Origin of the sequence: Variovorax sp. MHTC-1 (genome assembly GCF_003984645.1) — a bacterium.
Classification (GTDB): domain Bacteria; phylum Pseudomonadota; class Gammaproteobacteria; order Burkholderiales; family Burkholderiaceae_C; genus Variovorax.
Genome location: NZ_RWKI01000002.1, coordinates 259,318 through 277,295, shown reverse-complemented (window position 1 = coordinate 277,295; position 17,978 = coordinate 259,318). Strand labels below are relative to the sequence as shown.

The window sequence follows — 17,978 nt, the reverse complement described above, 5'->3', positions numbered from 1 at the left end:
TTTGCACTCGGACGTGGATCTTGCTCAGCTCGTCGCCGGCGCCGGCGACGCCATCATGGTCGCGGATGCGCAAGGGGCGATCACGCTCTGGAACCAGGCCGCCGAGCGCATCTTCGGCTTCACCGAAGCCGAGGCGCTGGGCAAGTCGCTCGATCTGATCATCCCGGAACGCCAGCGCGGCCGGCACTGGGACGGCTTTCAGAAGACCATGGACACGGGCATCACCAAGTACGGCGCCGACCTGCTGCGCGTGCCCGCCCTGCACAAGGACGGGCACACGCTGTCGATCGCCTTCACGGTATCGATGCTGTTCTCCGAAGATCGAAAGGTCACGGGCATCGTCGCCATGGTGCGCGACGAGACCGCCCGCTTCGCCGAGGAGCGCAAACTGCGCGCTCGTCTGGTAGAAGTCGAGGCCAAGATCCAAGAAGGAGACAGTCGATGAGCAAGGCACTCGAGGGCGTTCGGATTCTCGATTTCACCCATGTGCAGTCGGGCCCCACCTGCACCCAGCTGCTGGCCTGGTTCGGCGCCGACGTGATCAAGGTCGAGCGCGCCGGCGAAGGCGACGCGACGCGCGGCCAGCTGCGCGACATTCCCGGCGTGGACAGCCTCTATTTCACGATGCTGAACCACAACAAGCGCTCGATCACGCTGGACACCAAGAAGCCGAAAGGCAAGCAGGTGCTGGACACGCTGATCAAGACCTGCGACGTGCTGGTCGAGAACTTCGCGCCCGGCGCGCTGGACCGCATGGGCATCACCTGGAGCCACATCCAGGACTTGAACCCGCGCATGATCGTGGCCTCGGTCAAGGGCTTCGGCCCCGGCAAATACGAGCACTGCAAGGTCTACGAGAACGTCGCGCAGTGCGCCGGCGGCGCCGCGTCGACAACCGGCTTCGAGGACGGCCCGCCGGTCGTCACCGGCGCGCAGATCGGCGACAGCGGCACCGGCCTGCACCTGGCGCTCGGCATCGTCGCCGCGCTCTACCAGCGCAACAGCACCGGGCGCGGGCAGCAGGTGCTGGCGCCGATGCAGGACGCGGTGCTCAACCTGTGCCGCGTGAAGATGCGCGACCAGCAGCGCCTGGAGCGTACCGGCACCATGCACGAGTACCCGCAATACCCCGACGGCAAGTTCGGCGACGCGGTGCCGCGCGCCGGCAACGCCTCAGGCGGCGGCCAGCCGGGCTCGATCCTGCGCTGCAAGGGCTGGGAGACCGACCCCAACGCCTACATCTACTTCATCACGCAGGGTGCAGTCTGGCCCGCTGTGTGCAAGGTCATCGGCGAAGAGGGCTGGATCGACGACGAGGCCTACGCCACGCCGGCCGCCCGCCTCTTGCACCTGAAGCCGATCTTCGCGCGCATCGAGCAGTGGACCATGACCAAGGACAAGTTCGAGGCCATGGAGATCCTCAACAAGTACGACATTCCCTGCGGGCCGATCCTGTCGATGAAGGAAATCGCCGCCGACGAGTCGCTGCGCCAGACCGGCACCATCGTCGAGGTCGACCATCCGACGCGGGGCAAGTACCTGACCGTGGGCAATCCCATCAAGATGTCCGACAGCCCGACCGAGGTGACGCGTTCGCCGCTGCTCGGCGAACACACCGAGGAAGTGCTGCGCCAGCTCGGCTACAGCGCGGACGACGTGGCGATGCTGCGCGAAGAGCGCGTGATCTGAACTGGGCGTGGACGGGACGGACAAGGAAATTTGCCACCCTCGATCCATAACTCATAGAGAATGCATTCAATAAAATACTTTCACTATTAATTATCGATCAGCCATCCTACATTTTGACCATGCCGAGCGAAATCCAATTCATCCGCTGCGGCATTCAAATTCATGGAGAAGCTCATGGTCAATGATTTGCCAATTCAATACTGGAACGACGAAGTCGAGCGCAATGCATACAACGCAGCGTTCTACGAATTGGGTTTCCGGTGGTATTGGGACAGCCCTACCTATTACGAATTGCTGGCCAGGATTCCGGATGCCGCCGACCGGATCTGCCACTACCTGAAGACCCGCCAGCCCCATTTGCTGCGCGCGTACGACGAGAAATTCCTGGTCGAAGTCATCCAGCAGAAACAGGCCGAGCACCGCAAGCGCGGCCCCGCGCCCGGCGCCGCTTCCGGACACTTCGATTGGGCGACCCTGGCCGGCGCCGACCTCGGCGCGTAATTCGGTCTGCTTACCATGAACATCCACGAATACCAGGGCAAGGACGTATTGCGCCGCTATGGCGTGGCGTCGCCGCGTGGATTTCTCTGCCATTCGCCGCAGGAGGCCGAGGAGGCCGCGCTGCGACTGGGCGGCAGGACATGGATGGTCAAGGCGCAGGTCCACGCCGCGCGACGCGGCGACGGCGTGCGGCAGGCCTGGACCGTTCCCGAGGTCCGCAAGCACGCCGGCGCGCTGCTGGCCGACCTCGGCGTGCGGCGGCTGCTGGTCGAGGAGCGCACCGAGATCCGGCAGGCCTTCTCCATCCACATGGCGATAGACCGTGACACGCAGCGGGTCGTCCTGATGGCCTCGGACGAAGGCGGCGGCGCCCACACGGTGTTCGTCGACCCGGTCTCCGGCCTGACGGCAGGCCAGGCGGATGGCATCGCACGCCGCATCGGCATTCCCGGCAAGTCGATCCCGCAGGCGCGCACGCTGATGCAGAACCTGTACCGCGCATTCGACGAATGCGACGCGTCGCGCGCCGAGATCGACCCGCTGGTGCTGACCGGCGACGGCCGAGTGATCGCGCTCGACGCCAGGTTCGGCTTCGATCCGAATGCGCTCTACCGCCAGCCCGAGATCGCCGCGCTGCGCGACCTCGAGGAGGAGGATGCGGTCGAGATCGAGGCCGCGAAGTTCGGCCTCTGCTACGTCACGCTCGGCGGCGACATCGGCACCCTGGTGAACGGCGCCGGCCTCGCGATGGCGACGATGGACGCGATCCGGCTCTACGGCGGATCGCCTGCCAACTTCCTCGACGTGGGCGGCGGCGCGACGGCCGAACGGGTGACCGAGGCCTTCAAGCTGATGCTGCGCAACCGGAAGCTGCGCGCCATCCTCGTCAACGTCTTCGGCGGCATCATGCGCTGCGACCTGGTTGCGCAGAGCGTGGTCGATGCCGCGCGCGAGCTCGACCTGCGCGTGCCGCTGGTGGTGCGCATGAAGGGTCTCAACGAGGCGCTCGGCAGAAGCATCCTGGCCGCATCGGGCCTGGCCGTCATCGGCGCGGACGACATGGCGGACGCGGCCGCGAAGGCGGTCGCCGCCGCACGGGGCCACTGAGATGTCGATCCTCGTCAACAAGCACACGCGCGTGATCACGCAGGGCATCACCGGCAGGGCCGGCCGCATCCACACCGCGGCCTGCCGCGCCTACGGCAACGGCCGCCAGTGCTTCGTCGCCGGCGTGAACCCGAACAAGCCGGGCGCGTCCGTCGACGGCATCCCGGTCTTCGCCACGGTAAGGGAAGCCAGGGCCGAGACCGGCGCGACCGTCTCCGTGATCTACGTGCCGCCGGCCTCCGCGGCCGCCGCCATCGACGAGGCGGTCGATGCCGGGCTCGAGCTGGTCGTCTGCATCACCGAAGGCATCCCGGTGCGCGACATGATCCGCACCCGCCGCCGCATGGAGGGCAGCGGGACGGTGCTGCTCGGCCCCAACTGTCCCGGCCTCATCACGCCCGAGGAGATCAAGATCGGCATCATGCCGGGCGACATCCACCAGCGCGGCCGCATCGGCGTGGTGTCGCGCTCCGGCGCGCTGGGCTACGAGGCCGTGAACCAGCTCCATCCATTCGGCATCGGCCAGTCGACGGTGGTCGGCATCGGCGGCGATCCGATCGGCGGGCTGCGCTACCTCGACGTGCTTCGGATGTTCAACGACGACCCGCTCACCGACGCCGTCATCATGGTCGGCGAGATCGGCGGCGACGCCGAAGAGACCTGCGCGCGCTGGATCAAGGAGCACATGCGCAAGCCCGTGGTCGGCTTCATCGCCGGCGCCACCGCGCCGCCGGACCGGCGCATGGGCCACGCGGGCGCCATCGTTTCCGACGGCCAGGGCACGGCGGAGGAAAAGCTGGCCGTGATGGAAGCGTGCGGCATTCACGTCACGCGCAACCCGGCCGAGATGGGAAGGCTGCTGGCTTCCCTGGTCGCCCCCGACTACCTTCCTTTTGACTGACATGACGCTCTCCCCCAGGCTGCGCGCACTTCGTGTCGCTTCGCCAACCCCCTCACCGGGGGCAACACCTGCGGCCCGGCAAAGCCGGCTCCGCGGTGTTCCCCGCGTGAAGTCCGACGGCGCCAAGGTTTGCGCACCCTTTTGAGATCAAGAGAGACAGAGAACTTCACATGCAACAAGCACAACGATGGATCCGTTTCGAACGCGCCGGCAAGACGGGCTTCGGGACACTCGATGGCCACAAGGTGCGTGAGCACCGGGGCGACATGTTCGACTACCCGGAAGCGACCGGCCATGTGTTCGACCTGGACGAGCTCAAGCTGCTCACGCCGACGCAGCCGAGCAAGGTCATCGCCCTGTGGAACAACTTCCACGCGCTCGGCGAGAAGCTGAAGCTGCCGGTGCCGGCCGAACCGCTGTACCTGCTGAAGGCACCCAATTCCTTTCTTGCGGCGGGCGAGCCGATCCGCAAGCCCTTGTGCGAGGGCAAGGTGGTGTTCGAGGGCGAGCTCGGCATCGTCATCGGCAAGACCTGCACGGCGGTGACCGAGGAAGCGGCACTCGATCACGTGTTCGGCTACACCTGCGCCAACGACGTGACGGTGGCCGACATCCTCAACCGCGACGCCTCCTTCGCGCAATGGGCGCGCGCCAAGGGCTTCGACACCTTCTGCCCGATGGGCCCGGTGGTGGCCACCGGCCTGGACCCGGCGACGCTCACCGTGACCACGCTGCTCGACGGCGCGGCGCGCCAGAATTATCCGATCAGCGACATGCGCTTCTCGGTGCAGCAGCTGGTGAGCCTGATCTCGCTGGACATGACGCTGCATCCGGGCGACGTCATCCTCTGCGGCACCTCCGTCGGCGTCGGCTCGATGAAGCCCGGCAGCCTGGTCGAGGTCGAGATCAACGGCATCGGCAAGCTGAGCAACCGCTTCGGCTAGCAAAGGTTTTCAAAACTTCAAGGATCGACATGAAGATTGCAGTCATCGGCGCAGGCGCCATCGGCGGCCTGGTCGGAGCGAAGCTCGCATTGGCCGGCGAGGACGTGACGTTCATCGTGCGCGGCGCCAACCTCGACGCCATCGCCACCAACGGCTTCAAGCTCCTCGCGGCCGACGGCGAGGAGCAGGTCGCCCGCAACGTCAAGGCCACCGACCGCTACGACCAGGCCGGCGTGCAGGACATCGTCATCCTCGCGATGAAGGCGCACCAGGTCGAAGCGGTGGCGAACGAGGTGCCGAAGCTCTTCGGCCCCGAGACCGTGGTGGTGACGATGCAGAACGGCATCCCGTACTGGTACTTCCACAAGCACGGCGGACCGCTCGAAGGCACGACGGTGAGGAGCGTCGACCCGAACGGCGTGGTTGGCGCCAGGATCCCGGCGGACCGCGTGATCGGCTGCGTGGTCTACCCCGCGTCCGAGCTGGTGGCGCCGGGCGTGGTGAAGCACATCGAGGGCGACCGCTTTCCCGTCGGCGAACTGGACGGCTCGTCGAGCGAACGCGTGAACCGCGTCGCGGCCTGCTTCACCGAGGCGGGCTTCAAGGCGCCGGTGCTCGACAACATCCGCGCCGAGATCTGGCTCAAGCTGTGGGGCAACCTGACCTTCAATCCGATCAGCAGCCTGTCGCACTCGACGCTGGTCGACATCTGCCAGTACCCGCCCTCGCGCGACCTCGCCGCCGCGATGATGCGCGAAGCCCAGGCCGTCGCGCACAAGCTGGGCATCGAGTTCCGCGTGTCGCTGGAAAAGCGCATCGCCGGCGCCGAGAAAGTGGGCAAGCACAAGACCTCGATGCTGCAGGACGTGGAAGCCGGGCGCGCGCCGGAGATCGATGCGCTGGTGGGTGCGGTGGTGGAGCTGGCACGGCTCACCGACACGCAGACGCCGCACATCGACACGGTCTACTCGCTGGTCAAGCTGCTGGCCCGCACGATGGAGGACCAAAGAGGCCGGGTCCGGCTTCATGAAATGGCAGTTCCGTGAGACGCACCCGCAGCGCCAAGATCGTCGCCACGCTCGGCCCGTCCACGTCGGACGAACAGACCATCCGCGCCCTGTTCGAGCGCGGGGTGGACGTGTTCCGGCTCAACTTCAGCCACGGCACGCAGTCCGACCATGCGCAGCGGCTCGCGACGATCCGCGCACTGGAGAAGGAATTCGGCCGGCCGATCGGGGTGCTGCTCGATCTGCAAGGGCCGAAGCTGCGCCTCGGCACTTTCGAAGGCGGCAGGACGCAGCTCGATGCCGGCGCGCGATTGCGGCTCGACATGGACAAGCGCCCGGGCGATGGCCGCCGAGCGCCGCTGCTGCACCCCGAGATCTTCGCCGCGCTGCAGATCGGCACCGAGCTGCTGCTCGACGACGGCAAGCTGCGCCTGCGCGTGGAGAAGCACGGCCCCGACTTCGCCGAAACCACGGTGCTCGTCGGCGGCCCGATCTCGGACCGCAAGGGCGTCAACGTGCCGAGCGTGCTGCTGCCGATCTCGCCGTTGACTGCGAAGGACCGTGACGACCTGGCCTTCGGCCTCGGGCTGGGCGTGGACTGGGTCGCGCTCTCCTTCGTGCAGCGTCCCGAGGACATCGAGGAGGCGCGCGCCCTCATCGGCACGCGCGCCTGGATCATGGCCAAGCTCGAGAAGCCGGCCGCGATCGAACACCTGGACGGCATCGTCGCCTTGTCCGACGGCATCATGGTCGCGCGCGGCGACCTCGGCGTCGAGCTGCCGCCGGAGCAGGTGCCGGAGCTGCAGCGCCTCATCGTGCGCGCCTGCCGCAAGGGCGGCAAGCCGGTGGTGGTGGCAACGCAGATGCTCGAATCGATGATCGCGTCGCCGGTGCCCACGCGCGCCGAAGTCTCCGACGTCGCGACCGCGATCTACGACGGCGTGGATGCGGTGATGCTGTCCGCCGAATCCGCCTCGGGCAAATACCCGCTGGAAGCGGTCGCGATGATGGACCGCATCGTCGCCCGCGTCGAAGCCGACCCCTCCTACCGCAGCGGCATCGACGCCACGCACGCGGCGGCCGAGGCGACCACCGCCGACGCGGTCTGCGCGTCGCTGCGCAACGTCGCCGGGCTGCTCTCTCCGGCCGCCACCGTGACCTACACCTCCTCCGGCTTCACCAGCCTGCGCGCCGCGCGCGAACGGCCCGCGGTGCCGGTCCTGAGCCTGACGCCCGCCATCGCCACAGCGCGCCGCATGGCCATGGTCTGGGGCGTGCACGCGGTGCTCGTCGACGACGTTCACGATGTCGCCGAGATGATCGACTGCGCCTGCCGCAGCGCGCGCGACGAAGGATTCGCGAAGCCGGGCGACGACGTGGTCGTCGTCGCGGGCCTGCCTTTCGGACAGTCCGGAACGACGAACCTGCTGCACGTCGCGCGCATCGCGCGCTAGGGGCCTGTTAACGCTATTTGCGGGGTCGCGAAGGCCTGCCAGGGCGGGCCAATCAAGGCGCGCGACGCCGTGCGTGCGTCGGCACGCACAAGGAGCGCAACGCCGAGTGGCGCGCCCTGGCAGGCCTTCCCTCCGGGTTGCCCAGCCAAGGGGCCGTCTGCGGCGTTGCCCGCGCTTGCAAGGCGCAAGCCTTGCTGCGCGCGGGCGCCTTGCATCCAGCCCCTTGGCTGGGCAACGCGATCCCGCAAATAGCGTCAACAGGCCCCCGCTTTCCGCACGTCCGTGCCCGCGGCCTGGCGCAGGCCGGCAAGCGCGGGATCGATGATGGCGGGATCGGCGCCCACCGCGTAGACCGCGTAGGCCGGGTAGAGAAACTCCGGCGTGCGCGGCACGCGGCGCAGGTGCCCCGATTCCAGGTGGCCGCGAACCACGTCGAGCCGGAAATAGCCGGTGCCGCCGGCGGCCAGCAGGTACTCGCGGCCGAGCGGTCCGAGCCCGGCCATCACCGCCGCACTCGAAAGCTCGGGAAAGGCCAGGCCGTGCTGCGCTGCGAACTCGGGCCCCCAGTCGACATACACATAGTCCGCCGGGCGCGGCACGCGCGGACGCTTAGCCGTCGTGACCATGACGAGCTTTTCCTCGATCAGGAGCTCCACGCGCAGCCCGGGCCGCTGCTGCGGCGCGTAGGCGATGGCGACATCGAGCACGCCCGCGGCCACCTTGTCGAGCAGGTCATGCGGATAGCCGACTTCCGTGCGCAGCGCCAGGTGCGGGTGCCTGGCGCGCATCCACAGCAGCCAGCGCAGCAGCAGCGGATCCCACAGGCTGATCTCGCAGCCGGCCGCGAGCACGGCGCGGCTGCCGGTCGGCACCGCCACCTGATCACGCGCACGCGCCCAGACCTGCACCAGCGTGGTGGCATGCGGCAGGAAGCGCTCGCCGGCCGCGGTGAGCGCGGCGCCGGCCTTGTTGCGCACGAAGAGCCGGCGGCCGAGCAGCTCCTCGAGCGTTCGCACGCGCGCGCTGACCGAGGTCTGCGTCACATGCAGCCGCTCGGCGGCGCGCTGGAAGCTGCGGGTCTCGACGATCTCGAGGAAGGTGCGGGCCAGGGTGATGTCCATTGCTGCCTGTTCTTTTGAATGCATGATTTTTGCATTCAACTGGCAATAAATCTCGTTTTACTTATTGCGAAGGCAGCACGAAGATGAAGCCATCACATCCAGGAGCTGCATATGTCCACCCTTTCCCGATCATCCCGCGCGAACGCCTTCGACGGCCTGGCCGGCGCGTTCAAGGCCTTGGCCGATGAAGCCGGCGTGCTCGTCCATGCCTTGCTGAACCCGAACAAGATCATCGGGGAAGTCGAGCAGATGCGTGCCTTGCAGGCCGACGCGAACCGCATTGAAGCCATCGACCCGGTGCGCGCCGCCGTGCTGCGCCGCCGCGCGGCATATATCGGAGTGCGTTAAGAATCGAAGGGGACGATCTGCGCAATCAGCGACGCGCCGTCGCTGAGCAGAAAGTCCTTGAAGGCCTGCGCCACCGGCGGCAGGCGCTTGGTGCGCCGATGCACGACGTACCAATTCAGCATCAGCGGAAATGCCTCGACGTCGAGCACGCAGAGGCTGCCGGTTTTCAGCTCCTGGCTGATCGTGTGTGCCGACACGAAGCTCACCCCCATGCCCGCGATCACCGCCTGCTTGATGGTCTCGGTGCTCGGGATCTCCATCGCGATGTTGATGTCGCGCAGGTCGCCGCCGAAGCCTTCCTCCATGGAGTTCCAGGTGTCGGTGCCTTTCTCGCGCACGACGAAGGGCTCGCGCATCAGCCGGGCCCGCGAGATCCTCTTCTCGCCGACCAGCGGATGGGTCGGCGCTGCGACGATCACGTAGGGATGCGGCGCGAAGGGCTGGTTGACCGTGTCCATGTCGGTCGGCGGCCGCACCATGATCGCCAGGTCGGTGAGGTTATCGGCGATGTGGGTCAGAAGCCCTTCGCGGTTGTGGACCGTGAAGTTCAGCGTCACGCCGCGGTGGCGGCTCGCGAACTCCACCAGCAGGCGCGGAAAGAAGTAGTCGCCGGCGCTGATCACGCCCACGTTGAGCTTGCCGCCGGAGACGCCCTTGAACTGCGTCATCGCGTTCTCGGCCGCTTCGAACTGCTGGATGATGGCGCGGCTGATCTGCAGCAGCTCCGACCCGGCAGGCGTCAGGTAGATCTTCTTGCCGAACTGCTCGAACAGCACGTTGCCGGCATGCTCCTCGAGCTTTCGGATCTGCGTCGAGACGGCCGGCTGGGTCAGGTGAAGCTCTTCGGCTGCGCGTGAAAAGCTCAACAGGCGGGCGACCGCCTCGAAGACTTTCAACTGGCGCAGGGTCGCGTTCTTCATCGAAGGGCATCGTACCGCGCAGTTCCGCGGCGAGCCCGGCGGCACGCTAGGACATGGCGCTCGCCACGCGCTCCTCGTGTACCTTGAGCAACACCTCGTAGTACATGCACAGCGGCATGGCGACGAACACCATGCCGGCGACGTAGACGATCAGGCTCGTCACCGGAAAGTCGGCGCTGCCCCAGTAGGGAATCGATGCGGCGGCCGCGCCGACGGCGATGATGGCGATCACCGCCTTCAATGCACGGCCCATGAAAGCAGCCCGCTGGTAGCCGGGCCGGTCGTGGCCTTCGCGCTCCGGGCTGGAGTCTTCGCTCCTGTCGTCGCCCTTGTCTCCATCGTGATCCATGTTTTCCTTGGTTGAGGCGCTGCCGCTTCTTATCATGTGGCCCGGACCGGGGCAATGCTGAAGTCCCGCAGTGCGAGCGCTGCACCATCCCACTCTCAGGAATCTCCATGAAAAAAGCAGGACTCGTCGGCCTGGGCGCCATGGGCGCCGGCATCGCGGCCACCTTGCGCAGCAAGGGCTACGAAATGCATGTGTGCGATGCGCGTCCCGGCGCTGCGCTCGCCTTTGCCGAACAGGGCGGCGTCGCCTGGGCCACGCCGGCGCAGATCGCGGCCGAATGCGAGCTCATCGTCTCGGTGGTGGTCAATGCCCAGCAGACCGAGGCGGTGCTGTTCGGCGAAGCGGGCGCAGCCTCGGCGATGAAGCCCGGCAGCGTGTTCGTGATGTGCTCGACGGTGGACCCCAACTGGTCGATCGCCCTCGAGGAACGCCTCGGCGCCGCCGGCATCCACTACATCGATGCGCCGATCTCCGGCGGCGCGGCCAAGGCCGCGAGCGGGCAGATGACGATGATGAGCTCGGCGAAGCCCGAGGCCTATGCCAGGGCCGATGCGCTGCTCGATGCCATGGCGGGCAAGGTCTACCGGCTGGGCGACAGGGCCGGCGCGGGCAGCAAGGTGAAGATCATCAACCAACTCCTGGCGGGCGTGCACATCGCGGCCGCCGCCGAGGCCATGGCGCTGGGCCTGCGCGAAGGCGTGGCGCCCGAGGCGCTGTACGAGGTGATCACGCACAGCGCCGGCAACAGCTGGATGTTCGAGAACCGCATGGCCCATGTGCTGGCCGGCGACTACACGCCGCTGTCGGCGGTCGACATCTTCGTCAAGGACCTGGGCCTGGTGCTCGACACCGCGCGCGCGAGCAAGTTTCCGCTGCCGCTCGCGTCCACTGCGCACCAGATGTTCATGCAGGCCTCCACCGCGGGCTTCGCGAAGGAGGACGACAGCGCGGTGATCAAGATCTTTCCGGGCATCGAACTGCCTTCCACTCCCCACCAAGACAAGCCATGACCGTCCTGCTCGGCTGCATCGCCGACGATTTCACCGGCGCGACCGATCTCGCCAACAACCTGGTGCGCGCCGGCATGCGCGTGGTGCAGACCATCGGCGTGCCGGCAGAGCCGCTGGCCGCCGAAGTCGATGCGGTGGTGGTGGCGCTCAAGTCGCGCACCATCGCGCCGGCCGATGCGGTGGCGCAATCGCTGGCAGCGCTGCGCTGGCTGCAGTCGCAGGGCGCGCGGCAGATCTACTTCAAGTACTGCTCCACCTTCGACAGCACGCCCGAGGGCAACATCGGGCCGGTGACCGAGGCGCTGATGGACGCGCTGGGCACCGATTTCACCATCGCCACGCCGGCCTTCCCCGACAACAAGCGCACCGTCTTCAAGGGCTACCTGTTCGCCGGCGATGTGCTGCTCAACGAGAGCGGCATGCAGAACCATCCGCTCACGCCGATGACCGATGCCAACCTCGTGCGCGTGCTGCAGGCGCAGACGCGGCGCAAGGTGGGGCTGATCGATCATGTGGCCGTCGCGCAGGGACCGGACGCGATCGGCGAGCGCATCGCGCAACTGCGCGCCGAGGGCGTGGGCATCGCGATCGTCGATGCGGTCTCGAACGACGACCTGCTGCGCCTCGGCCCGGCGCTGGCGCAGATGCCGCTGGTCACGGCCGGCTCGGGCGTCGCGATCGGGCTTCCGGCCAACTTCGGCATCGCGCCGTCATTTGCAGCGAGCGCGCTGCCTGCGGCTTCGGGGCTCAGGGCCGTGGTGTCGGGCAGCTGCTCGCTTGCCACCAACCGGCAGGTTCAGCACTTCGTCGCATCGGGACGGCCGGCGCTGGCGATCGATCCCTTGCGCATCGCGGCAGGCGTCGACGTGGCGAGCGAGGCGCTGGACTGGGCTGCGCCGCTCGTCGAATCCGGCCCGGTGCTGGTCTATTCGACGGCCGAGCCGGGCGCCGTGAAATCGGTGCAGGGCCGGCTCGGCATCGAGGAAGCCGGCGCGATGGTGGAACGCACCATCGCCGCGATCGCGCGCGGGCTGGTCGGCCTCGGCGTGCGGCAACTGGTGGTGGCCGGCGGCGAGACCTCGGGTGCCTGCGTGCAGGCGCTGGGCATCGAGCAGATGCAGATCGGCCCGCAGATCGATCCCGGCGTGCCGTGGTGCCATGCGATGTCCGATGCGGCCGAGGGCGTCGGCCTGCATATCGCGCTCAAGTCGGGCAACTTCGGCACTGACGACTTCTTCACCAAAGCCTTTACAGTCCCCCGATGATGACTAGCCACGCTCATCACTTCGTGAATCTCTGCCCCCCGAGGGGGCGCTCAGCGGCCTTCGGGCGGCCGGGCGGCCGCTGATGACCGAAAGCCAATCGCGTGAAGAGATCTGCCGCATCGGCCGCAGCCTGTTCGAGCGCGGCTATGTGCATGCCACCGCCGGCAACATCAGCGTGCGGCTCGACGACGGCTTCCTGATCACGCCGACCGACGCCTGCCTCGGCTTTCTCGATCCGGCGAAGCTCGCGCGGCTCGATGCCGAGCTGAACCAGACGGCCGGCGATCGCGCCAGCAAGACTATCGCGCTGCATGCGCGCATCTACGGCGCGGCGACGCGTTTCGACGCCGGCACGCGCTGCGTGATCCACACCCATTCCACGCATTGCGTCGCGCTCTCGCTGCGCGAGCCGGGCGAGGAACTGCTGCCGGCGCTCACGCCCTATTTCGTGATGAAGGTCGGCCATGTGCCGGTGATTCCGTACCAGCGCCCGGGCGCGCCGGAAGCGGCCGAGCTGGTGGCACAGGCCATCGAGCGCTACGGCGCGCAGGGCACGCCGATCCGCGCCGCGATGCTCGAGCGCCTGGGTCCGAACGTGTGGCACGAAACGCCCGCCGCCGCCATGGCCGTGCTCGAGGAACTCGAGGAGACCGCGAAACTCTGGTTATGGAGCGGCCCGACGGCGGAGCGCCGACCGCAGGCCCTGGGCGCGGCCCAGATCGATGAACTGCGCCGGAGCTTCGGCGCCCGCTGGTAAGAGAATGAAACGCCCCCACGCTCATCACTACGTGTATTCGCTGCCCCCCGAGGGGGCCGAGGCCTCCCTTGGGACGGCCCTGCAGGAGGCCTGACTCATGCCCCGATTCGCCGCCAACCTCTCGATGCTCTATCCGGAGCTCGATTTCCTCGATCGCTTCGAAGCCGCCGCCAAGGATGGCTTTCGTGCCGTCGAATATCTCTTCCCCTACCCCTACGAACGCCGCGAGCTGGCGGCGCGCTTGTCGGCCAACGGCTTGCAGCAGGTGCTGTTCAACGGCCCGCCCGGCGACTGGGATCGCGGCGAGCGCGGGCTGGCCTGCCTGCCGGGGCGCGAGGCCGAGTTCCGCGAGGGCGTCCTGAAGGCGCTGGACTATGCCGACGCGCTCGCTTGCCCGCGCGTGCACGTGATGGCCGGCCTGGTGCCCGAGGGCACGGAGCGCGAGGCCGTGCAGCCGGTGTATGCCGAGAACCTGCGCTGGGCCGCGGCCGAGGCGGCCAAGGCCGGGCGCGATCTCCTGATCGAGCCGATCAACACGCGCGACATCCCGCGCTTCTTTTTGAACCGGCAGGACCACGCGCACGAGATCGTCGAGATGGTTGCCGCGCCCAACCTCAAGGTGCAGATGGACCTCTACCACTGCCAGATCGTCGAGGGCGATGTGGCGATGAAGATCCGCAAGTACCTGCCCTCCGGCCGCGTCGGTCATTTCCAGATCGCGGGCGTCCCCGAGCGGCACGAGCCCGACATCGGCGAGCTCAACCATCCCTATCTCTTCGACGTGATCGACGAGGTATCGGCCCAGTGCGGTTGGGAAGGCTGGGTCGGCTGCGAATACCGGCCGCGGCGCGGTGCCGTGGCGAGCGGCACATCGGACGGCTTCGGCTGGCTTCGGGCGCTGCCGCACACACAGACCGCATGAGGATCGAAGCCGTACGCATCCCGCCGCGCCTGCGGGGCTTCGCGGCGCGCGATACGGAGGTCTTCGACGTCACGCTGGCCGGCGCGCAGGTCGCGGCCATCGAAGCGAGCGCTCAGCCGGCGCGCGGCACCCTGCTCAGCTCCATGGTCGATGCGCACGCGCACATCGACAAGAACTACACCGTGCGCGAAGTGGGCGCCGCCGAGGGCAACCTGTTCGCGGCCATCGCGCGCATGGCCGCGCATCGCGCGCACTGGACTGCCGACGCGCTGCGCGCCCGCATGGAACGCGCACTGCAGGAAGCCTGGCGTGCCGGCACGCGCGCCTTGCGCACGCACTTGGACTGGAACAGCGCCGAAGCGCCGGCCTCGCTCGCGGTCTTCGAGGAGCTGCGCTCGCAGTGGCACGGCCGCGTCGAGCTGCAGTTCGTCGCGCTGGTGCCGCTCGATGTGTTCGCCGATCGCGAAGCCGGCGAGCGCATCGCCCGCGCCGTGCAGCGCGCGGGCGGCGTGCTCGGCGCTTTCGTCTATCGCAACGAGGGCATTGTGTCGAAGCTGGGGCGCGTGCTCGACCTCGCGCAGGACCACCAGCTCGCGCTCGATTTCCATGTCGACGAAGGGCTCGATCCGGAAGCGACGGGCCTGCGCACCATCGCCCAGCTCGTAATCGCGCGCGGGCTGCACGGCCGCGTGCTTTGCGGCCACGCCTGCTCGCTGTCGGTGCAGGAAGACGCGGCCGCCAGGGACACGCTCGGCCTGTGCGCGAAGGCCGGCCTGCATCTGGTGGCGCTGCCCACCACCAACCTCTACCTGCAGGGCGGCTGGGACCGCACACCGGTGCCGCGCGGCATCACGCGCATCCGCGAGGCGGCGGCGCTCGGCCTGCGCGCGAGCCTGGCCACCGACAACGTGCAGGACGCCTTCTATCCCTACGGCGGCTACGACCTGCTGGAAACCTTCGGCCTCGGCGTGCAGATGGCGCACCTGGCGCCGGCTTCCGATTGGCTCGATGCGATCACCGTCAGCCCGGCAGCGGCGCTGGGCCTGGGCTGGGACGGCCGCATCGCCTCGGGCTGCCCTGCGGACCTGGTGCTGCTGGCCGCGACCGATGAATACGAACTGCTGGACCCGCACGGACGGCGGCGCACCGTCATCCGCGCGGGCCGAATCCTGGAGAACACCGAATGAGCACGGCGACGTGCCGGACGCGGCCAGCATCGCAAGACCTCTGCCGTATCGCGACGCCCATCTCGCGCTGATCTGGTTCACTCGGCTGTCACGGAGGGCGCATAGTGTCGACGCCGCATCAACGAGGAGAGTCCATGAACCGTCTGAAGAGAGTCTGCGTCGCCCTGCTTGGCATGGGCATGCTGTTCACTGCCGTCGCGCCGGCCGCCGCGCACGAGGAAAAAGCACGCCGGCGCGCCGATAACGCGCCGCTGGTGATCGGACACCGCGGCGGCGCCAACGGCTATTTGCCCGAGCACACGCTGGAAGCCTATGCCCTCGGCATCGCACTCGGCGCCGACTACATCGAACCGGACCTGGTCGCCACCAAGGACGGCCAGCTGATCGCGCGCCACGAGCCCAACCTGATCGACACGACCAACGTCAAGGACCTGCCGCAGTTCGCCAGCCGCCGCAAGACCGTCATGGTCGACGGCGTCGCGACCGAAGGCTTTTTCGCCAGCGACTTCACCCTGGCCGAGATCAAGCAGCTGCGCGCGGTGCAGTCCTTTCCCGAGCGCGACCAGAGCTTCAACGGCAAGTTCCAGATCCCGACGCTGATGGAGGTGATCGAACTGGCCAAGCGCAAGTCGCGCGAGGAAGGCCGCCGCATCGGCATCTATCCGGAAACCAAGCACCCGACCTACCACCAGGGCATCGGCCTGCCGCTGGAAGACCGGCTGCTGGGCGTGCTGAGCGCGGCCGGCTGGAACCATCGCAACGCCCCGGTCTTCATCCAGTCCTTCGAGACCGCCAACCTGCGCTACCTGCGCAGCAAGACCAGCGTGCGGCTGATCCAGCTGGTCGATGCCAACGACGTCAAGCCCGACGGCTCGCTCGACTTCAGCAAGCCCTACGACAAGCCCTACGACTGGGTGGTGTCGAACCGCGACGGCCTGTTCAGCGACCTGGTGACGCCGCGCGGCCTGCAGGAGGTGAAGGGTTACGCCGACGGCATCGGCCCCTGGAAGCCCTACCTGATCTCGAGCGCCTGCAAGTCGGTGCAGAACGGCGCCTGCGCCGACGTGACTGGCGACGGCGCGGTCGACGACCGCGACCGCGTGCTGCTGCCGCCCACCGACGTGATCGCCAATGCGCACCGGCTGGGCCTGCTGGTCCATCCGTACACCTTCCGCAACGAGCAGAAGCGGCTGACCGGCAGCTTCGGCGGCAACCCGGTCAACGAGTACCTCGCGTTTTACGAGGCCGGCGTCGACGGCTTGTTCAGCGACTTCGCCGACACCGCCGTCGCTGCGCGCGCGATGTTCCTGCTCAAGCACGATCCGGACTACGCCGCATGCCTGGTCAACGCACGCCGGTGCGAAAGAAACAATGACTAAGCGGCGCCTCGCGCGGAGGCTGGGTGCGCTTGCCGCGGCCGCGGCGCTCGCGCAGCCGGCGCATGCCGAAGGCGGCCTGCCGGGCTCGCCGGCGGCCGTCAGGCCAGGCGCGGCCGTCGCGCCGGCGGCAGCGCCAGCCCCGCCGGAGAGCCTCGGCGGCGCCATCTTCAACCCGTTTGCCGCGCCGGCATCGGCGGCGAATGCACGGCGCACGGCGCCCGGCTACAGCCCTCGCTCCGGCGCGACGGCGCCGACCACCACGAACTCCCCCGGCACCCGGTAGCCCGGGCCCTGCCGCCACGCATCGATGGCCTCGAGATAGCGCGCGCGGACCCGCGTGCGAACCTCGGCGCCGAAGCGCGACCAGGCCAGCGCCACGGGTCCGCCGACGAAGGCCGCGTTGCAGGCTTCGTTGCCGTCGGCATAGCGCAGCGTCGTCGCGATGCGGCGTTCTTCGACGGCCTCGAAGCCGGCGCCGGCGCACAGGCGTGCCAGCGTGTCGCGCTGCCCGAGCCGGAAGAACAGCGGGCAGACCTCGCTGGCGACCTCGGCGTCGACGATCGGGAAGACGTCCGCCCAGCCGCAGCGCGATCGCTCGCCCCACACGGCGAGAACCATGCGCCCGCCCGGCCGCAGAACGCGCCGCATCTCGCGTACGGCCCGTTCGGGATCGGGCACGTACATCAGGCCGAGCGCGCACAGCGCAAGGTCGAAGCTCGCGTCCGGCAGCGCCAGGTTTTCGGCATCCATGCGCGCGAAGCGCACGCTGGCCAGCGCCTTCTTCGAGGCCCGGAGCCGGGCGGCCTCCACCATCTGCCCGGACAGGTCGACGCCGAGCACGGTGCCGGCCGGACCGACCGCGTATGCCGCCTCGAAGGCGACCAGCCCGGTGCCGCATGCGACGTCGAGCACGCGCTCGCCCGATGCCGGCACCGCCACCGCCAACAGCCCGGCGCGCGCATCGGCGAGCTGCGCCTGCCACAGCGCTTCGTAGCCCTCGGCCGCCAGGTCCCAGCCGTAGCGCTGGACACGCCGCTGCAGCCTGGCGTCCATGGTTAGGGCCTGTCATCCAATGAAACACCCCCGCGCCGGGGTGGCAAGGGGTGCAGGGCTAGGC

20 protein-coding genes are annotated in these 17,978 nt (G+C 68.3%); 16 read left to right on the top strand and 4 right to left on the bottom strand.

The genetic code is table 11. The features are described 5' to 3' along the window. The first annotated feature begins 1 nt into the window (after nt 1). From EJI01_RS04645 to pyk, 8 genes are all read left to right on the top strand, one after another. Nucleotides 2–445 carry a PAS domain-containing protein gene (locus EJI01_RS04645; protein WP_126835943.1) on the top strand — a complete coding sequence of 148 codons (444 nt, stop codon included), beginning with the start codon at nt 2–4 and terminating at the stop codon, nt 443–445. Continuing rightward, nucleotides 442–1,689 (top strand): formyl-CoA transferase, encoded by a 1,248-nt coding sequence (gene frc, locus EJI01_RS04640; protein WP_126835942.1) that lies wholly within the window; start codon nt 442–444, stop codon nt 1,687–1,689. Before EJI01_RS04645 ends, frc begins: the two co-directional genes overlap by 4 nt. Before the next feature lie 174 nt (nt 1,690–1,863). After that, the gene (locus EJI01_RS04635; RefSeq protein WP_126836138.1) at nt 1,864–2,190 is read left to right on the top strand and encodes a hypothetical protein; all 327 of its coding nucleotides are present in this window, start codon (nt 1,864–1,866) and stop codon (nt 2,188–2,190) included. A 15-nt stretch (nt 2,191–2,205) separates the two neighbouring features. Further along, entirely contained in the window at nt 2,206–3,297 is a 1,092-nt protein-coding gene (gene sucC, locus EJI01_RS04630) for an ADP-forming succinate--CoA ligase subunit beta (protein WP_126835941.1), read from the top strand. Nucleotide 3,298: 1 nt separating this feature from the next. After that, nucleotides 3,299–4,198, top strand: a complete 900-nt coding sequence (gene sucD / locus EJI01_RS04625; RefSeq protein ID WP_126835940.1) for a succinate--CoA ligase subunit alpha — start codon at nt 3,299–3,301, stop codon at nt 4,196–4,198. Nucleotides 4,199–4,368: 170 nt separating this feature from the next. Then, on the top strand, nt 4,369–5,142 hold the full coding sequence (locus tag EJI01_RS04620) for a fumarylacetoacetate hydrolase family protein (protein WP_126835939.1): 774 nt from the start codon (nt 4,369–4,371) through the stop codon (nt 5,140–5,142). 29 nt (nt 5,143–5,171) lie between these two features. Then, a complete protein-coding gene (locus EJI01_RS04615; protein ID WP_126835938.1) occupies nt 5,172–6,188 on the top strand; it encodes a 2-dehydropantoate 2-reductase in 1,017 nt (338 codons plus the stop codon). After that, a complete protein-coding gene (gene pyk / locus EJI01_RS04610) occupies nt 6,185–7,603 on the top strand; it encodes a pyruvate kinase (RefSeq protein ID WP_126835937.1) in 1,419 nt (472 codons plus the stop codon). The genes EJI01_RS04615 and pyk overlap by 4 nt, the downstream gene beginning before the upstream one ends. Nucleotides 7,604–7,857: 254 nt before the next feature. Here the strand turns inward: pyk and EJI01_RS04605 are convergent, their stop codons facing one another. Further along, on the bottom strand, nt 7,858–8,724 hold the full coding sequence (locus tag EJI01_RS04605) for a LysR family transcriptional regulator (RefSeq protein WP_126836137.1): 867 nt from the start codon (nt 8,722–8,724) through the stop codon (nt 7,858–7,860). A 111-nt stretch (nt 8,725–8,835) separates the two neighbouring features. Between EJI01_RS04605 and EJI01_RS04600 the strand changes: the two genes are divergently transcribed. Then, nucleotides 8,836–9,072, top strand: a complete 237-nt coding sequence (locus EJI01_RS04600; protein ID WP_126835936.1) for a hypothetical protein — start codon at nt 8,836–8,838, stop codon at nt 9,070–9,072. On the opposite strand, the gene EJI01_RS04595 is transcribed toward EJI01_RS04600, so the two are convergent. Continuing rightward, nucleotides 9,069–9,992 (bottom strand): LysR family transcriptional regulator, encoded by a 924-nt coding sequence (locus EJI01_RS04595; RefSeq protein ID WP_126835935.1) that lies wholly within the window; start codon nt 9,990–9,992, stop codon nt 9,069–9,071. The genes EJI01_RS04600 and EJI01_RS04595 overlap by 4 nt on opposite strands. 46 nt (nt 9,993–10,038) lie before the next feature. Further along, a complete protein-coding gene (locus EJI01_RS04590) occupies nt 10,039–10,341 on the bottom strand; it encodes a hypothetical protein (RefSeq protein ID WP_126835934.1) in 303 nt (100 codons plus the stop codon). Nucleotides 10,342–10,352: 11 nt separating this feature from the next. Between EJI01_RS04590 and ltnD the strand changes: the two genes are divergently transcribed. The 7 genes from ltnD to EJI01_RS04555 all read left to right on the top strand — a co-directional run bounded on the left by ltnD (nt 10,353) and on the right by EJI01_RS04555 (nt 17,144). Beyond that, a complete protein-coding gene (gene ltnD / locus EJI01_RS04585; RefSeq protein ID WP_409513929.1) occupies nt 10,353–11,351 on the top strand; it encodes an L-threonate dehydrogenase in 999 nt (332 codons plus the stop codon). After that, on the top strand, nt 11,348–12,616 hold the full coding sequence (otnK, locus tag EJI01_RS04580; protein ID WP_126835933.1) for a 3-oxo-tetronate kinase: 1,269 nt from the start codon (nt 11,348–11,350) through the stop codon (nt 12,614–12,616). The genes ltnD and otnK overlap by 4 nt, the downstream gene beginning before the upstream one ends. An 82-nt stretch (nt 12,617–12,698) precedes the next feature. Continuing rightward, nucleotides 12,699–13,373 (top strand): aldolase, encoded by a 675-nt coding sequence (locus EJI01_RS04575; RefSeq protein WP_126835932.1) that lies wholly within the window; start codon nt 12,699–12,701, stop codon nt 13,371–13,373. A 97-nt stretch (nt 13,374–13,470) separates the two neighbouring features. Further along, complete coding sequence (gene otnI, locus EJI01_RS04570) at nt 13,471–14,295, top strand: 2-oxo-tetronate isomerase (RefSeq protein WP_126835931.1); 825 nt, start codon at nt 13,471–13,473, stop codon at nt 14,293–14,295. After that, nucleotides 14,292–15,482 (top strand): amidohydrolase family protein, encoded by a 1,191-nt coding sequence (locus EJI01_RS04565; RefSeq protein WP_126835930.1) that lies wholly within the window; start codon nt 14,292–14,294, stop codon nt 15,480–15,482. Before otnI ends, EJI01_RS04565 begins: the two co-directional genes overlap by 4 nt. Before the next feature lie 134 nt (nt 15,483–15,616). Continuing rightward, nucleotides 15,617–16,861 (top strand): glycerophosphodiester phosphodiesterase, encoded by a 1,245-nt coding sequence (locus EJI01_RS04560; RefSeq protein ID WP_221885633.1) that lies wholly within the window; start codon nt 15,617–15,619, stop codon nt 16,859–16,861. Next, nucleotides 16,854–17,144, top strand: a complete 291-nt coding sequence (locus EJI01_RS04555; RefSeq protein ID WP_126835929.1) for a hypothetical protein — start codon at nt 16,854–16,856, stop codon at nt 17,142–17,144. The genes EJI01_RS04560 and EJI01_RS04555 overlap by 8 nt, the downstream gene beginning before the upstream one ends. On the opposite strand, the gene EJI01_RS04550 is transcribed toward EJI01_RS04555, so the two are convergent. Beyond that, on the bottom strand, nt 17,084–17,914 hold the full coding sequence (locus EJI01_RS04550) for a class I SAM-dependent methyltransferase (RefSeq protein WP_126835928.1): 831 nt from the start codon (nt 17,912–17,914) through the stop codon (nt 17,084–17,086). The two genes, EJI01_RS04555 and EJI01_RS04550, sit on opposite strands and share 61 nt — an antisense overlap. Nucleotides 17,915–17,978 lie beyond the last annotated feature (64 nt).

Coding starts and splice junctions, on each gene's coding strand:
- frc (WP_126835942.1), top strand. CDS start 442: ATGAGCAAGGCACTCGAGGGCGTTCGGATTCTCGATTTCACCCATGTG.
- EJI01_RS04635 (WP_126836138.1), top strand. CDS start 1,864: ATGGTCAATGATTTGCCAATTCAATACTGGAACGACGAAGTCGAGCGC.
- sucC (WP_126835941.1), top strand. CDS start 2,206: ATGAACATCCACGAATACCAGGGCAAGGACGTATTGCGCCGCTATGGC.
- sucD (WP_126835940.1), top strand. CDS start 3,299: ATGTCGATCCTCGTCAACAAGCACACGCGCGTGATCACGCAGGGCATC.
- EJI01_RS04620 (WP_126835939.1), top strand. CDS start 4,369: ATGCAACAAGCACAACGATGGATCCGTTTCGAACGCGCCGGCAAGACG.
- EJI01_RS04615 (WP_126835938.1), top strand. CDS start 5,172: ATGAAGATTGCAGTCATCGGCGCAGGCGCCATCGGCGGCCTGGTCGGA.
- EJI01_RS04605 (WP_126836137.1), bottom strand. CDS start 8,724: ATGGACATCACCCTGGCCCGCACCTTCCTCGAGATCGTCGAGACCCGC.
- EJI01_RS04600 (WP_126835936.1), top strand. CDS start 8,836: ATGTCCACCCTTTCCCGATCATCCCGCGCGAACGCCTTCGACGGCCTG.
- EJI01_RS04595 (WP_126835935.1), bottom strand. CDS start 9,992: ATGAAGAACGCGACCCTGCGCCAGTTGAAAGTCTTCGAGGCGGTCGCC.
- EJI01_RS04590 (WP_126835934.1), bottom strand. CDS start 10,341: ATGGATCACGATGGAGACAAGGGCGACGACAGGAGCGAAGACTCCAGC.
- otnK (WP_126835933.1), top strand. CDS start 11,348: ATGACCGTCCTGCTCGGCTGCATCGCCGACGATTTCACCGGCGCGACC.
- EJI01_RS04575 (WP_126835932.1), top strand. CDS start 12,699: ATGACCGAAAGCCAATCGCGTGAAGAGATCTGCCGCATCGGCCGCAGC.
- otnI (WP_126835931.1), top strand. CDS start 13,471: ATGCCCCGATTCGCCGCCAACCTCTCGATGCTCTATCCGGAGCTCGAT.
- EJI01_RS04565 (WP_126835930.1), top strand. CDS start 14,292: ATGAGGATCGAAGCCGTACGCATCCCGCCGCGCCTGCGGGGCTTCGCG.
- EJI01_RS04560 (WP_221885633.1), top strand. CDS start 15,617: ATGAACCGTCTGAAGAGAGTCTGCGTCGCCCTGCTTGGCATGGGCATG.
- EJI01_RS04555 (WP_126835929.1), top strand. CDS start 16,854: ATGACTAAGCGGCGCCTCGCGCGGAGGCTGGGTGCGCTTGCCGCGGCC.
- EJI01_RS04550 (WP_126835928.1), bottom strand. CDS start 17,914: ATGGACGCCAGGCTGCAGCGGCGTGTCCAGCGCTACGGCTGGGACCTG.